Genomic DNA, 13,250 nt, shown 5'->3' with positions numbered 1-13,250 from the left:
GGGCGGCCGTGCCGGCCGAGTCGGCCGCGTCAGTCGCCCGAGGCGTAGACCCGCGCCTCCCATGGCGCGAGCGGTGCATCGAACGGCGCGGGCGAGTCGGGGATCGTGTTGGTGAGGATCGGCACGTCGCCCGGCTCGCCCGGAGCCGACCCCCAGCGGCCCGCGAGCTCGGCGTCGAAGGCGGGCACGTGCTCGACCGACGACAGGTTGACCACGACAAGGAGGCGTTCGCCCGCGTGCACGCGCTCGAACGCGAAGATGGCCGGGTGCCCAGCATCGACGCCCTCGAAGTCGCCGTGCGCGACGACCGGCCGCTCGTGTCGCAACGCGATGAGCTGCCGGTGGTACTCGAGCACCGAGCCCGGGTCGCCGGCCTGGGCGGCCACGTTGATCCGATCGTGGTTCGGGTTCACCGCGAGCCACGGCGTGCCGGTGGTGAAGCCCGCGTTCGGCGTGGCATCCCACTGCATCGGGGTGCGCGCGTGGTCGCGGCTCATGAGGCTGAGGCCGTAGAGCGCATCGGCGACGGCTGTTCCGCTCGCGACCTCCTCGGCGTACGCGTTCAGGGACTCGACGTCGCGGTACTCGTCGATCACCGAGAACGGCGCGTTCGTCATGCCCAGTTCCTGGCCCTGGTACACGTAGGGCGTGCCGCGCTGGAGGTGGAGCATCGTCGCGAGCGCCGTGGCGGACGAGTACCAGTGCTCCGCGGCGTCGCCGAACCGGCTGACCGACCGCGCCTGGTCGTGGTTCTCGAGGTAGAGGCTGTTCCAGCCGGTCTCGTGCAGGCCCACCTGCCACTTGGCGAGCGACGCGGCGAGCTCGCCCGGCTCGAGCGGCCGCGGCCGGAACTTGCTCACGCCGTGGTCGAGGCCGACGTGCTCGAACTGGAACACCATGTCGACCTCGCGCCGCGCCGGGTCGGTGAAGAGGATGGCCTCGTCGAGCGTCACGCCCGGCGTCTCGCCGACCGTGATGAGCCCCTCGCGCCCGTCGAACACCTCGCGGTGCATCTCCTGCATGAACTCGTGCAGGCGCGGTCCGCCGACGTAGAACGCACCGCCGTCGCCGTACCGCCGCCCGTCGCGGATCGGGCCGTCGGGCAGGTGCGGATGCTTCGAGATGAGGTTGATCACGTCCATCCGGAAGCCGTCGACGCCCCGGTCGAGCCACCACCGCATCATGTCGTACACGGCGTGCCGCACCTCGGGGTTCTCCCAGTTGAGGTCGGGCTGCTTGCGGTCGAACAGGTGCAGGTAGTACTCGCCGGTCGACTCGTCCCACTCCCAGGACGGTCCCGAGAAGAACGATTCCCAGTTCGTCGGCTCGGCGCCCGGGTCGCCGCCGTGCGTCCCCTCGCGCGGGGGACGCCACCAGTACCAGTCGCGCTTCGGGTCGTCGAGGCTCGAGCGAGAGGCGACGAACCACGGATGCTCGTCGGACGTGTGGTTCACCACGAGGTCCATGACGAGCTTGAGGCCGCGCTCGTGCATGGCGGCGAGCAGGTCGTCGAAGTCGGCCAGCGTGCCGAACGTCGGGTCGATGTCCTGGTAGTCGCTGATGTCGTAGCCGTTGTCGGCCTGCGGCGAGCGGTAGACGGGCGAGAGCCACACCACGTCGACACCGAGGCGTTCGAGGTGGTCGAGGCGGCGCAGGATGCCGCGGAGATCGCCGACGCCGTCGCCGTCGGAGTCCTGGAAGCTGCGCGGGTACACCTGGTACACCACTGCCGACTTCCACCAGTCGGGGGCGGTCGACGGATGGCGCGGCTCGGCTGCGTTCGACATGTGCCGATCCTCGCAGCCGCGAACCGATCCGTCACCCGGTTGCGGACATGACGATGCCCCGGGCTCGTGCCCGGGGCATCCGTTGCGGTTCGGGTCGGCGTCGCGCGCCCGCGGCTCAGGCCGCGAGGCCGAGCCGTCGCAGGTCGTCGCCCGACGCGCGGTGCTCGCCGCCCTCGACGACGTGCGCCTCACGCGGCACGCGCGCACCGTTCTGGACGCGCGCGCCCGCGCCGACGGCCGCGTAGGGTCCGACGACCGCGAAGCGACCGACGACCGCGCCGCGACCGACGCGTGCGTTCACGCCGACGGTCGCCTTCTCGGCGATGATCGCGTCGGCTTCGACCCAGGCGCCGTGCGAGATGGTCGCACCGCGCTGCACCTCCGCGCCGGGGTCGACGTAGGCGGTCGGGTCGACGAACGCCGTCGGGTCCACCTTGGCGGTCGTGGCCACGAGGCCTCGGCCGTTGACGTGCTTGCGGTAGCGACGCAGGATCCCGGCTTCGTCCTCGAACTCGACGTAGCTGATGCCCACGTGTCCTCCATTCGCCGGTTGCGGAGTCTCCGCTCCCGGATACAGGTACAACATCCCGGCTGACCGGGGCATTCCCCAAGTCTCCGGGCCTTCCCTGAATACCGGCGGGGATATCCCTGATTCCGCGCTGGAAGCCTTGTCGGCGCCGATTCGACGGCCATACCTTCGCCCTCGTGCCTCCGACCGGAGGGCATGATCGCCGCCAGGCGCGACGACCCCGGAACCACCTCGGAAGACCTCACATGTCGACGTACCTCCTCTGCGCGAGCCCCATCCAGGGTCACGCCGCTCCCGTCATCGCCATCGCCCGCGACCTCGTCGCCCGCGGCCACGACGTCACCGTCCTGACCGGCTCGCGGTTCCGCGCCGCCGTCGAGGCGGCCGGCGCGCGACACCGCTCCCTGACCGGTATCGCCGACTTCGACGACCGCGTGATGCAGGACCACCTGCCCGACCGCGACCGCCACCGCGGCATCGCCAAGCTCGAGTACGACGTGCAGACGATCTTCGTCCGCCCCGTCGCCGAGCAGTTCCGCGCGATCGAAACGCTGATCGACGAACTCGCACCCGATGCCATCCTGATCGAAGGCGCCTTCGCGGGCGTCCTGCCGCTGCTGCTCGACGACCCGACGTCGCGACCGCCGATCATCGGCGTCGGCGTCATCCCGCTGGTGCAGCTCAGCGTCGACACCGCGCCCGGCGGGCTCGGCCTCGCACCCAGGTCGGATGCCGTCGGCCGCCTGCGCAACCGGGTCCTCAACGCGTTCGTGACGAAGGTGATCTTCCGCAAGACGCAGGCGCTCGCGCAGAAGACCATGCGCGAACTCGGCCGCCCCGGCCTCGACGCCTTCGTGTTCGACTTCACCCGCATGTGCGACCGGTACCTGCAGCTCTCGCCGGCCGAGTTCGAGTACCGCCGCAGCGACCTCAGCCCGAACGTCCGCTTCGCGGGCACCGTGCTGCCCGGCTCGCCCGCGAACGGCGACCTGCCCGAGTGGTGGCACGAGCTCGACGGCGACCGCCCGGTCGTGCACGTCAGCCAGGGCACGATCGACAACAAGGACTTCGACCGTCTCATCCGCCCGACGCTCGAGGCACTCGCCGACCGCGACGTGCTCGTGGTCGCGGCGACCGGCGGACGCCCGGTGTCGGAGCTCGGCGGACTGCCCGCGAACGCGCGCGCCGCGGAGTTCCTCCCCTACGACCTGCTACTGCCCAAGACCGACGTCTTCGTCACGAACGCGGGCTTCGGCGGCACCCAGTACGCGTTGAGCCACGGAGTGCCGATCGTCGCGGCCGGCGATACCGAGGACAAGCCCGAGGTCTCGATGCGCGTGCAGTGGAGCGGCGTCGGCCTGACACTGAAGACCGGGACGCCGACGCCTGCGGCCGTGGGCAGCGCCGTCGATCGCGTGCTCGGCGACCCCGGGTTCCGCGAGCGCGCCCGCGAGATGGCCGCCCGCATCGCGGAGTACGACACGTTCGGCATCATCGAGTCCGAGCTCGAGGCCGCCGTGGCATCCGCCCGCCTGCGGCTCGAGTCACCCGTCGGCTGAGCTGCGGGACCGCCATCCCGTTTCAGGAGGACGGAGGCTGTTCAGGATCGTCTCGCCGATCGGGACCTGAGCAGCTTCCGTTCTCCTGAAATGCAAGCGCCGCGCCCGCGGCATCCGCCCACGAAGGGGCATGGATGCCGCGGGCGCGGCGTGTATGCGTCGGGAGCGCCTACTCGGAAGCGGCGCTCTCGGTGTCCTGGATCTCGACCACGAAGACGAGCGTCTGCCCGCCGAGGCCGTTGGCCGACTCCTCCTCGCCGTAGCCCAGCGCCGGCGGGATCGTGACGATGAGCTTCGTGCCGACCTTCTGGCCGACGAGCGCCCCGCCGAAGCCGGGGATCACGTCGCCGGTGCCGAAGCGGGCGGCCTCCTTGCCGTAGCTCTGGTCGAAGATCTCCTTGGTCGCCCAGTTGAGGCCCTGGTAGTGCAGGGTCACGGTGTCGCCGGCCTGCACCTCGGCGCCGTCGCCCTCCTCGATCACCTTGACGAGCAGCTCGTCGGACGGGTCGGCATCGGGGATGGTGACCGTCGGCGGCTCCTCGCCGTTGAACTCCACCTCGGGCACGTTCTCGGTCCATTCGCCGGGCGTGGGAAGGTCCTCGGCCTCGACGACCTCCTGCACGTCGGTCACGATGACGAGGGTCTCACCGGCCGCGACGCCGATGCCCTCGTTGCCCTGGTCGCCGTAGACGGCGGAGGCGGGCGCCACCGTGACGACGCGCGAGCCGATCGGCACGCAGTCGACTCCGGCGAGGAAGCCCTCGTAGAGCGAGCCGTCGCCCACGGTGAGCGACGCCGGCTGCGAGAAGACCTGGGTGCCGTCGGATCCCTTGAACGCGGTGACGACCGCGGAGACCTCGTCGCCCGACACGGTCTCGTCGCCGTCGCCCTCGATCGCGATGGTGCGCTGCAGCTCGTCGGCCTCGAGCGGCGTCTCGAACGTCGCGGTCGGCGCGGCGCCGAACTCGCCCTCGACCTCGACGGCGTCGCTCTGCTCGCCGGCCTCGACCTCGAGGCAGGCGGCGGCCTCGTCGGTCGCCTCGGCGGTGGAGTCGGGCGAGGTGCCGCTGCCCGCGCAGCCGGCGAGCAGCAGGGCGGTCACGGACACGAGCGCGAAGGGCGCGCCTCGGCGGAGGGCACGGTTCATGGTGGGACTTCTCGTTTCGATCGGGGAGGGAGGTCGAGGAACCAGTCTGCCCGATCCGGGTATCGATTCCCTGAGACTTCACGGATCCGCAGGTCGGGGCCACAATGACGGCATGGGGGAAGACGCTGGAGTCGACCTGTCGGTGGCGGCACGCCTCGATGCGGAGCTATGGGATCCGATCGCGCGCGCGAGCATGCTGCGGTCGAGCCCGAGGTTCGACGAGCGCGTGCTCGATGCCGCCGCGGGCGACGGCGCCACCGCGCTCCCGACGGCCGAGCTCGTGGGTCCCGGCGGCATCGTGGACGCGATCGATCCGTCCGAGGCCCGGATCGCGCGGCTCCGCGAGCGCGCGGGCGATCGGATGCCGCAGCTGCGCACGCACGTCGGCGATCCGACCACGTGGCCGTACACCGGGTACGACCTCGTCCAGTGCGTCCTCGGCGTGCCCGCGTTCGCCGACGTCGAGCAGGGCACGGAGCACCTCGTGCAGTGCGCCCGACCCGGCGGACGGGTCGTGATCACGGTCTGGGCGCACGGGGCGCTCGAACCGCTCGGCGAGATCGTCGCCGCGGGGCCGGCCGACGGAGGCGACGACGACGTGACACCCCCCACCCGACACCACGCGCTCACGGTCGCGCACGCCGAGACCGCCGGGACATTCGCCCACTGGCTCACCGAACGGGGCCTCGTCGAGGTGCGCGCCGAGACGGTGGCGCGCCACCTCGAGGTCACGCCCGACGTCGCGTGGGACATCGCGGCGGCGACGGGCCTCGCCGAGCCCTCCGCGGGCCACGACCGATTCGTCGCCGACCTCGAGGCGAGGGACGTCTCGTCGATCGACGTCACGGTCCTCATCGCCGTCGGCCATCGGCCATCCGACCCCGACGCCTGAGGTCGGTCGGCCGGCCGGCCGGACTGGGCGGGCGGCTCAGGCCGGCGGTGCGTCGCCCTCGGGCGTCGCACCTGTCGCGACCGGCCGTTCGGGCCGACGGGACCACTGGCTGAACGACCCCGGATACAGCGCGGCGTCGAAGCCCGCGATCGCGAGCGCCGCAACCTCGTGGGCCGCCGTGATGCCCGAACCGCAGTAGGCGCCGACGGGATGCTCGCCGTCGATGCCGAGCGCGCCGAATCGCTCCCGCAGCGCTTCGGCGGGCAGGAACCGGCCATCCGGGCCGAGATTGTCGGCCGTCGGCGCCGACACGGCGCCGGGGACGTGCCCGGCACGCGGGTCGATCGGCTCGACCTCGCCGCGGTACCGCTCGCCGGCGCGCGCGTCGAGCAGCACGCCGCGTTCGGAGGAGGCCAGTGCGTCCGCCTCGTCGAGGTCGATCATCCGCATCGAGCCGAACCGCGCCGTCGCGTCGCCCGGCACCGGCTCGACGTCGCCGGTCTCGAGCGGCAGCCCCGCGTCGCGCCATCCGGCCAGCGCCCCGTCCAGGATCCGGACGTCGTCGACGCCCGCGTGCCGGAGCAGCCACCAGGCCCGGGCCGCCGAGGTGCCGCCGGCGTCGTCCGTGACGACGACCGGATCGCCGTCGTGCAGTCCCCACCGCCGCATCGCCGTCGTGAACGCGGCCTCGCCGGGCAGCGGATGGCGCCCCTCGCCGGTCACGCCATGGTCGGCGAGTTCGCCGTCGAGGTCGACGTACACGGCGCCGGGCACATGCCCCGCGCGGTATGCCTGCCGCCCGTCGGGTTCCGCGAGCGTCCAGCGGACGTCGAGCACGACGGGTCGCGCGGCGGTGCCGAGCAGGCTCGCGAGCTCGGCGGGCTCGATGAGGATGCGCATGCCGCCATCCTCCCACCGCTCCGCGCCGCGACATCCGGTTCGAGGCGCCCCGGTAGACTCGGAAGCCGGACTGATGGTGACAGCGCGATGGGAGAGCGGATGATCTTCTCCCTCGTGGCGTTCACCGCTGTGGCCGTGGTCACGCCGTTCGTCGCGAGGGCGATGGGTCGCCGGATCTTCCCGATCGTCGCGATCGTGCCCACCGCGGTCTTCGCCTGGCTGCTCACGCTCGTGCCCGCGGTTGCCGGCGGCGAGGTGCTCGCCGAGCGCACCGAGTGGATCCCGTCGCTCGACATCGCCCTGTCCTTCCGCCTCGACGCGCTCTCGTTGCTCCTCGCGCTCGTGGTGACCGGCATCGGCGCGCTCGTGCTGCTTTACTGCACGTGGTACTTCCGCGACGACGAGCCGGCGCTCGGGCGCTTCGCCGCACTGCTGCTCGCCTTCGCGGGCGTGATGCTCGGGCTCGTCACCTCCGACGACGTGTACGTGCTGTTCACGTTCTGGGAGGCCACGAGCGTCCTGTCGTACCTGCTCATCGCGCACGACGCCGGCAAGCGCGAGGCGCGCGGAGCCGCGCTGCAGGCGCTCACGGTCACCACCTTCGGCGGACTGACCATGCTGGTCGGCATCGTGCTGCTCGCGGTCGCGGGCGGCACCACCTCGGTCTCCGAGCTCGTCGCCGACCCGGTGCCCGGCGTCGCGGGCGAGGTCGCCATCGCGCTCGTGCTCGTCGGCGCGATCTCGAAGAGCGCGCTCGTGCCGTTCCACTTCTGGCTCCCGGCGGCGATGGCCGCGCCGACGCCCGTGTCGGCCTACCTGCACGCCGCGGCGATGGTGAAGGCGGGCGTGTACCTCGTCGCCCTGCTCGCGCCGGGCTACGCCGACCTCGCAGTGTGGCATCCGATCGTCATCGGGCTCGGCGCCCTCACCATGCTGGTCGGCGGATGGCGCGCCCTGCGGCAGACCGACCTGAAGCTGCTGCTCGCCTACGGCACCGTCAGCCAGCTGGGCTTCCTCGTGATGGTCGTCGGGCAGGGCACGCGCGACGCCGCACTCGCGGGCACCGCGCTGCTGCTGGCGCACGCGCTGTTCAAGGCGGCCCTCTTCCTCACCGTCGGCATCGTCGACCACGCGGCGGGCACGCGCGACTGGCGTCGGCTGTCGGGCCTCGGGCGCCGGATGCCGTGGCTCGCCGTCTTCGCGACGCTCGCGGCCGCGTCCATGGCCGGCGTGCCGCCGCTCCTCGGCTTCGTCGCCAAGGAGGCCGTGTTCTCGGCCCAGCTCGAGGCCGGCGCCGACGGAGACACGTGGGCCTGGATCGCCCTCGTCGCCGCGATCCTCGGTTCCATGCTCACGGTGGCATACAGCGTGCGCTTCATCTGGGGCGCGTTCGGCACCAAGCCCGAGGTGGCGCCGGTCGAGCTGCACCGCGAGCCCGCGATGATGTCGTTCCCCACGGGCCTGCTCGCGATCACGTCGCTCGTCACCGCCTTCGCCCTGCCGCTGGTCGAACCGCTGCTCGCGGCCTACGCCTCCGAGCTGCCCGGGCCCGACGAGTACCACCTCGCGCTCTGGCACGGCCTCGAGCCGGCGCTGGCGATCTCGGCGCTCGTGTTCGGCGCCGGTGCGCTGCTGGTGTGGGGCCGCGCGACCGTCGCGCGCCTGCAGGCTGCGGTCCCCGACACCATCGAGTCCGCGCGCGGCTACGTCCACGTCGTGAGCGCGGTCGACCGGGCCGCCGCACGCGTGACCACGCTCATCCAGTCGGGCGGGCTGCCCGGGTACCTCGCGATCATCGTGTCGGTGTTCATCCTCGGGCTCGGCGGCGCCGTGATCATGAACGACGTGTGGCCCGGCGAGCTCCGGTTCGCCGACAGCCCGGCGCAGCCGGTCGTCGGCACCGCCATGATCGTCGCCGCGATCGCCGCGGTCGTCATGCGGCAGCGGATCGCCGCCGTGCTGCTCGTCGGCGTCACGGGATACGGCATGGTCCTCACATTCGGCATGGCGGGCGCACCCGACCTGGCGCTCACGCAGGCGCTCGTCGAGACGCTCACGATCGTCGTCGTCGTGCTCGTGCTGCGCCGCCTCCCGCGTCGCGTGACGACCCGTCGACCCGTCGTCCGCGCCCCGGCACGCATCGCGATCGGCGTGCTCGCCGGCGCGGTGATGGCGGTCGTGGGCATCGCGGCCCTGGGTGCCCGCACCGCGCCGAGCATCGCCGAGGGACTCACGCCGCTCGCCGTCGAGGCGCACGCGAAGAACATCGTGAACGCCCTGCTCGTCGACATTCGCGCGTGGGACACGCTCGGCGAGATCTCGGTGCTCGTCGCCGTCGCCACCGGTGTCGCGAGCCTCATCTTCGTCTCGGGTCGCATGGGCGGCGCGCCCCGCCTCGAGGGCAGCACGGGTCGGCGCCCGCGCCTGCGTCCGGTGCCCGAGCAGGCCGACAGCATGCGCGCGGCACGACGGCGACTCGCCGACGTCGAGGACGAGACCGATGTCCTGGCCGAGGCCGCATCCACCCGGCAGACCTGGCTGCTCGCCGGCCGGACGCTCTCGCCGCGCAATCGCTCGATCCTCGTCGAGGTGCTCGTGCGGCTGCTGTTCCACCCCGCGATCGTCGTGTCGGTGTTCCTGCTCTTCGTGGGGCACAACGCGCCGGGCGGCGGGTTCGCCGGCGGCCTCGTCGCCGGACTCGCCCTCGTGGCGCGCTACCTCGCGGGCGGGCGCTACGAGCTCGGCGAGGCCGCGCCGGTCGACGCGGGCGCGCTGCTGGGCACCGGCCTGTTCCTGGCCGCCGGCACCGCGGCGTCCTCGCTCGTGTTCGGCTTGACCGTGTTCGAGTCGACGTGGTTCGAGGCAGACGTGCCGGTGCTCGGCACGCTTTCGATCGGCACGTCGACCCTGTTCGACATCGGCGTCTACCTCGTCGTGGTGGGTCTCGTGCTCGACATCCTGCGCACGCTCGGCGCCGAGATCGATCGCCACATGGACGAGGCCGGACCCGACACGGTCGCCGAGGATCCCGCGGAGGTGCGCGCATGACCGCCTCGCTGACCCTCGTGATCGTCGCGGCCATGCTGTTCGGCTCGGGGATCGCCGTCATGCTCGAACGCAGTCTCACGCGCGTGCTCATCGGGTTCCTGCTGGTCGGCAACGGCGTGAACCTCTTCATGTTCACGATGGGCGGCGAGCCCGGCCTGGCCCCGATCCTCCTCGACGGCGTCGACCCGGCCGAGCTGTCCGACCCGCTGCCGCAGGCGTTCATCCTCACCGCGATCGTGATCAACCTCGGGATCACCGCCTTCATGCTCGCCCTCATCTACCGCAGCTGGTGGCTCGCCCAGCTCGGCGAGGCCGGCGACCTCATCGGCGACGAGGACGAGATCGCCGAGGACGCCGAGGAGGCGGCCGACCTCATCCGCAGTTCCGCCGAGGACGAGCGGGCGATCCAGGAGGTGCTCGACGCGAGCGACGAGGACGGTGGTCGCGCATGAGCCAGGCGCTCGTTCCCCTGATGGTGCTGCTGCCGCTGCTCGGCGCGGCGACGGCGCTGATCCTCGGCCGGCACCTGCGCGCCCAGATGGCGGTGTCGACGATCGTGCTCGCCGCCGTCGCGGTGATCGCGGCGACGCTGCTGGCCGAGGTCGACGGAGCCGACGCCGGCATCGTCGTGGCGGTCGGCGCATGGCCGCCGCCGTTCGGCATCGTGCTCGTGGTCGACCGGCTGTCGGCCATCATGATCATCATCTCGGCGCTCATGCTGCTCGGCGTGCTCGTCTACGCCGTCGGCCAGGGCATCGCCGACCAGCATCGCGAGACGCCGGTGTCGATCTTCCACCCGGCGTACCTGATCCTGTCGGCCGGCGTCTTCAACGCGTTCATCGCCGGCGATTTGTTCAACCTCTACGTCGGCTTCGAGATCCTGCTGTCGGCCAGCTACGTGCTCCTCACCCTCGGCGGCACGGGCGAGCGCATCCGCGCGGGCGTCACGTACATCATCGTGAGCCTGGTCTCGTCGCTGTTCTTCCTCTCGGCCATCGCGCTGATCTACGGCGCGACGGGCACGGCCAACATCGCGCAGCTCTCGGTGCGCCTCGCCGAGCTCCCGCAGGACATCCAGCTGATCCTGCACCTGCTGCTGCTCATCGCGTTCGGCATCAAGGCGGCGGTCTTCCCGTTGTCGTTCTGGCTGCCGGACTCGTACCCGACGGCCCCGGCGCCGGTCACCGCTGTGTTCGCGGGCCTGCTGACGAAGGTCGGCGTGTACGCGATCATTCGCACCGAGACGGTCGTCTTCCCCGAGAGCGACCTCAGCACGCTCTTCCTCGTCGTCGGCGCGCTCACGATGGCGATCGGGATCCTCGGCGCGCTCACCCAGGCCGACATCAAGCGGCTGCTCTCGTTCACGCTGGTCAGCCACATCGGCTACATGATCTTCGGCATCGGGCTCACGAGCGTGGCCGGCCTCGCCGCGACGATCTACTACGTCGTGCACCACATCAGCGTGCAGACCACGCTGTTCCTCACGACCGGGCTCATCGAGCGGTTCGGCGGCTCCACCTCGATCACCCGCCTCGGCGGCCTCCGCGGCGCATCGGCGCTGCTCGCCGTCCTGTTCTTCGTGCCCGCCCTGAACCTCGGCGGCATCCCGCCGTTCTCGGGGTTCCTCGGCAAGGTCGGGCTGTTCATCGCGGGTGCGGATGCCGCGAACCGCGACACCGTGACCGAGACCCTCGGCACCTCCATGACCGGTCCCGACTGGCTCATCTGGGTCGTCATCGCCGTCGGCGCGGCGACCTCGCTCATCACGCTGTACGCGTTGACCCGCTTCTGGAACCTCGCGTTCTGGCGACCGAGGAGCGAGCTCGAGGGGTACCGCTCGCACCTCATCGACTCGGTGCAGGAGGCGCCGGGCGCGACCATCGTCGAGACTCGCACGACGCCCGTCGCGATGCTGGCCGCGACCACGGCGATGGTCGCCCTGACGGTCGCCCTCACGGTGTTCGCGGGCCCGCTGTTCGAACTCGCCGACCGCGCCGCCGAGAACCTGCGCGACCCGGGCACGTACGTGTCGCTCGTCTTCCCCGAGGGGGTGCCGCGATGAGGACGCCCACCCGGCTCGAGGAGCTCACGCGCTGGCAAGCGGTGTGGCGACAGGCGCCGCTGCTGATCGGCCTCGTCGTGCTGTGGGTGTTCCTGTGGGACCACGTCGACGTGCTCACGATCACGACCGGCATCGTGCTCGCGATCGCGGTCACGCGCACGCTCTACCTCCCCCCGGTGCTGCTCAGCGGCCGCTTCGATCCGTGGCGCGGGCTGCTGCTCGGGCTGCGGATGATGTTCGACGTCGTCCGTGCCTCGCTCGAGATCGCCTGGGCGGCCGTGCGGCCCGGCCCGCCGCCGATCAACGCGATCATCGCGGTCCAGCTGCTCACCCGCTCCGACCTGGTCACGACGCTCACCGCCGAGGCCATCTCGGTCGTCCCCGGCACGGTCGTCGTCGACATCGACCGCGAGCGCGGCCTGCTCTACCTGCACGCGTTCGGCACGCGCGACGAGGAGGACCTCGCGCACGTGCGCCGACAGGTGCTCGGCACCGAGGAGCGCATCGTCCTCGCGATCGGCACGCGCGAGCAGGCCGCCGCCGTCCGGGCGGCGCGCCGGCACCGGCGTGCGACCGGCGACCGGCCCGTCGAACCCGAGCCCGCCGAGGTCCCGCCGCACGTGGCGCGCGAGATCGCGCCCGAACAGGCCGCGTCGCGGCATCCGCTCGACGACGAAGGGAAGGACGACGCATGAGCCCGCTCGCCGTCATGGGACTGCTCGCCGGCGTCATGTTCGGCATCGGTGCGATCGCCGCCATCGCGCGCATCATCACCGGCCCGTCGATCCTCGACCGGGCGCTCGCGACCGACGTGCTGCTCGCGATCGCGATCTGCGGGCTCGGCGCCGAGATGGCGATCAATCGGCACACCGACACCCTCGTGGTCATGCTCGTGCTCGCGCTGTTCGCGATCGTCGGCTCGATCGCGATCGCGCGCTTCATCTCGAAGGAGGACGCCTCGTGAACGCCGCCGAGCTCGGCGTCGGCGCGCTCATCCTCCTGAGCGGGTTCCTGTCGATGGCGGCGGGGATCGGCGTATTGCGGTTCCCCGACGTCCTCACGCGCCTGCACGCGGCGACCAAGCCGCAGGTGCTCGGACTCGCGGTCGTGCTGCTGACGATCGTGCTGCGCGTGCCCACGTGGGGGGTGCTCTCGACCGTCGTGCTGATCATGACGTTCCAGCTGCTCACCCAGCCGATGACCGCGCACATGCTCGGCCGTGCGGCGTATCGCTCCGACCACGTCCGGCGCGACCTGCTCATCGAGGACGACCTCGGGCGCGACATCGCGGAGCACGAGGAGGAGGACGGCCCCGCCGCCCGCTGA

At 71.8% G+C, this 13,250-nt stretch carries 12 protein-coding genes; 8 read left to right on the top strand and 4 right to left on the bottom strand.

Annotated features, from left to right (window positions below):
• Window positions 1–29 precede the first annotated feature (29 nt).
• Together ACFQ58_RS04425 and ACFQ58_RS04420 are read right to left on the bottom strand one after the other, a co-directional pair.
• Window positions 30–1,787 carry an alpha-glucosidase gene (locus ACFQ58_RS04425; protein WP_376949838.1) on the bottom strand — a complete coding sequence of 586 codons (1,758 nt, stop codon included), beginning with the start codon at window positions 1,785–1,787 and terminating at the stop codon, window positions 30–32.
• A 115-nt stretch (window positions 1,788–1,902) separates the two neighbouring features.
• The gene (locus tag ACFQ58_RS04420) at window positions 1,903–2,319 is read right to left on the bottom strand and encodes a transferase (RefSeq protein WP_376949837.1); all 417 of its coding nucleotides are present in this window, start codon (window positions 2,317–2,319) and stop codon (window positions 1,903–1,905) included.
• A gap of 242 nt (window positions 2,320–2,561) precedes the next feature.
• On the opposite strand from ACFQ58_RS04420, the gene ACFQ58_RS04415 reads away from it, so the two are divergent.
• On the top strand, window positions 2,562–3,875 hold the full coding sequence (locus ACFQ58_RS04415) for a glycosyltransferase (RefSeq protein WP_376949836.1): 1,314 nt from the start codon (window positions 2,562–2,564) through the stop codon (window positions 3,873–3,875).
• Window positions 3,876–4,044: 169 nt separating this feature from the next.
• Here ACFQ58_RS04415 and ACFQ58_RS04410 read toward each other — a convergent pair whose 3' ends face one another.
• Window positions 4,045–5,022, bottom strand: a complete 978-nt coding sequence (locus tag ACFQ58_RS04410; protein WP_376949835.1) for an FKBP-type peptidyl-prolyl cis-trans isomerase — start codon at window positions 5,020–5,022, stop codon at window positions 4,045–4,047.
• A 112-nt stretch (window positions 5,023–5,134) separates the two neighbouring features.
• Between ACFQ58_RS04410 and ACFQ58_RS04405 the strand changes: the two genes are divergently transcribed.
• Window positions 5,135–5,914, top strand: a complete 780-nt coding sequence (locus tag ACFQ58_RS04405; protein WP_376949834.1) for a class I SAM-dependent methyltransferase — start codon at window positions 5,135–5,137, stop codon at window positions 5,912–5,914.
• A 36-nt stretch (window positions 5,915–5,950) separates the two neighbouring features.
• Here the strand turns inward: ACFQ58_RS04405 and ACFQ58_RS04400 are convergent, their stop codons facing one another.
• Window positions 5,951–6,814, bottom strand: a complete 864-nt coding sequence (locus tag ACFQ58_RS04400) for a sulfurtransferase (protein ID WP_376949833.1) — start codon at window positions 6,812–6,814, stop codon at window positions 5,951–5,953.
• A 99-nt stretch (window positions 6,815–6,913) separates the two neighbouring features.
• Here ACFQ58_RS04400 and ACFQ58_RS04395 point away from each other — a divergent pair, with 99 nt between their 5' ends.
• From ACFQ58_RS04395 to mnhG, 6 genes are read left to right on the top strand one after another with little or no spacing between them, the layout of a single operon-like run.
• Window positions 6,914–9,862 carry a Na+/H+ antiporter subunit A gene (locus ACFQ58_RS04395; RefSeq protein WP_376949832.1) on the top strand — a complete coding sequence of 983 codons (2,949 nt, stop codon included), beginning with the start codon at window positions 6,914–6,916 and terminating at the stop codon, window positions 9,860–9,862.
• Window positions 9,859–10,314 carry a sodium:proton antiporter gene (locus tag ACFQ58_RS04390; RefSeq protein WP_376949831.1) on the top strand — a complete coding sequence of 152 codons (456 nt, stop codon included), beginning with the start codon at window positions 9,859–9,861 and terminating at the stop codon, window positions 10,312–10,314. The genes ACFQ58_RS04395 and ACFQ58_RS04390 overlap by 4 nt, the downstream gene beginning before the upstream one ends.
• Complete coding sequence (locus tag ACFQ58_RS04385) at window positions 10,311–11,924, top strand: Na+/H+ antiporter subunit D (protein WP_376949830.1); 1,614 nt, start codon at window positions 10,311–10,313, stop codon at window positions 11,922–11,924. Before ACFQ58_RS04390 ends, ACFQ58_RS04385 begins: the two co-directional genes overlap by 4 nt.
• On the top strand, window positions 11,921–12,619 hold the full coding sequence (locus tag ACFQ58_RS04380) for a Na+/H+ antiporter subunit E (RefSeq protein WP_376949829.1): 699 nt from the start codon (window positions 11,921–11,923) through the stop codon (window positions 12,617–12,619). The genes ACFQ58_RS04385 and ACFQ58_RS04380 overlap by 4 nt, the downstream gene beginning before the upstream one ends.
• Window positions 12,616–12,888 carry a monovalent cation/H+ antiporter complex subunit F gene (locus ACFQ58_RS04375; RefSeq protein ID WP_376949828.1) on the top strand — a complete coding sequence of 91 codons (273 nt, stop codon included), beginning with the start codon at window positions 12,616–12,618 and terminating at the stop codon, window positions 12,886–12,888. Before ACFQ58_RS04380 ends, ACFQ58_RS04375 begins: the two co-directional genes overlap by 4 nt.
• The gene (gene mnhG, locus ACFQ58_RS04370; protein ID WP_376949827.1) at window positions 12,885–13,250 is read left to right on the top strand and encodes a monovalent cation/H(+) antiporter subunit G; all 366 of its coding nucleotides are present in this window, start codon (window positions 12,885–12,887) and stop codon (window positions 13,248–13,250) included. Before ACFQ58_RS04375 ends, mnhG begins: the two co-directional genes overlap by 4 nt.

Source organism: Agromyces sp. NPDC056523 (genome assembly GCF_042794545.1).
Taxonomy (GTDB): domain Bacteria; phylum Actinomycetota; class Actinomycetes; order Actinomycetales; family Microbacteriaceae; genus Agromyces.
This window is presented reverse-complemented; position numbering and strand designations above follow the sequence as displayed.

What these genes read in the sequence shown, in the direction of transcription:
- ACFQ58_RS04425 (WP_376949838.1), bottom strand. Translation starts at nt 1,787, where the DNA reads ATGTCGAACGCAGCCGAGCCGCGCCATCCGTCGACCGCCCCCGACTGG.
- ACFQ58_RS04415 (WP_376949836.1), top strand. Translation starts at nt 2,562, where the DNA reads ATGTCGACGTACCTCCTCTGCGCGAGCCCCATCCAGGGTCACGCCGCT.
- ACFQ58_RS04410 (WP_376949835.1), bottom strand. Translation starts at nt 5,022, where the DNA reads ATGAACCGTGCCCTCCGCCGAGGCGCGCCCTTCGCGCTCGTGTCCGTG.
- ACFQ58_RS04405 (WP_376949834.1), top strand. Translation starts at nt 5,135, where the DNA reads ATGGGGGAAGACGCTGGAGTCGACCTGTCGGTGGCGGCACGCCTCGAT.
- ACFQ58_RS04400 (WP_376949833.1), bottom strand. Translation starts at nt 6,814, where the DNA reads ATGCGCATCCTCATCGAGCCCGCCGAGCTCGCGAGCCTGCTCGGCACC.
- ACFQ58_RS04395 (WP_376949832.1), top strand. Translation starts at nt 6,914, where the DNA reads ATGATCTTCTCCCTCGTGGCGTTCACCGCTGTGGCCGTGGTCACGCCG.
- ACFQ58_RS04390 (WP_376949831.1), top strand. Translation starts at nt 9,859, where the DNA reads ATGACCGCCTCGCTGACCCTCGTGATCGTCGCGGCCATGCTGTTCGGC.
- ACFQ58_RS04385 (WP_376949830.1), top strand. Translation starts at nt 10,311, where the DNA reads ATGAGCCAGGCGCTCGTTCCCCTGATGGTGCTGCTGCCGCTGCTCGGC.
- ACFQ58_RS04380 (WP_376949829.1), top strand. Translation starts at nt 11,921, where the DNA reads ATGAGGACGCCCACCCGGCTCGAGGAGCTCACGCGCTGGCAAGCGGTG.
- ACFQ58_RS04375 (WP_376949828.1), top strand. Translation starts at nt 12,616, where the DNA reads ATGAGCCCGCTCGCCGTCATGGGACTGCTCGCCGGCGTCATGTTCGGC.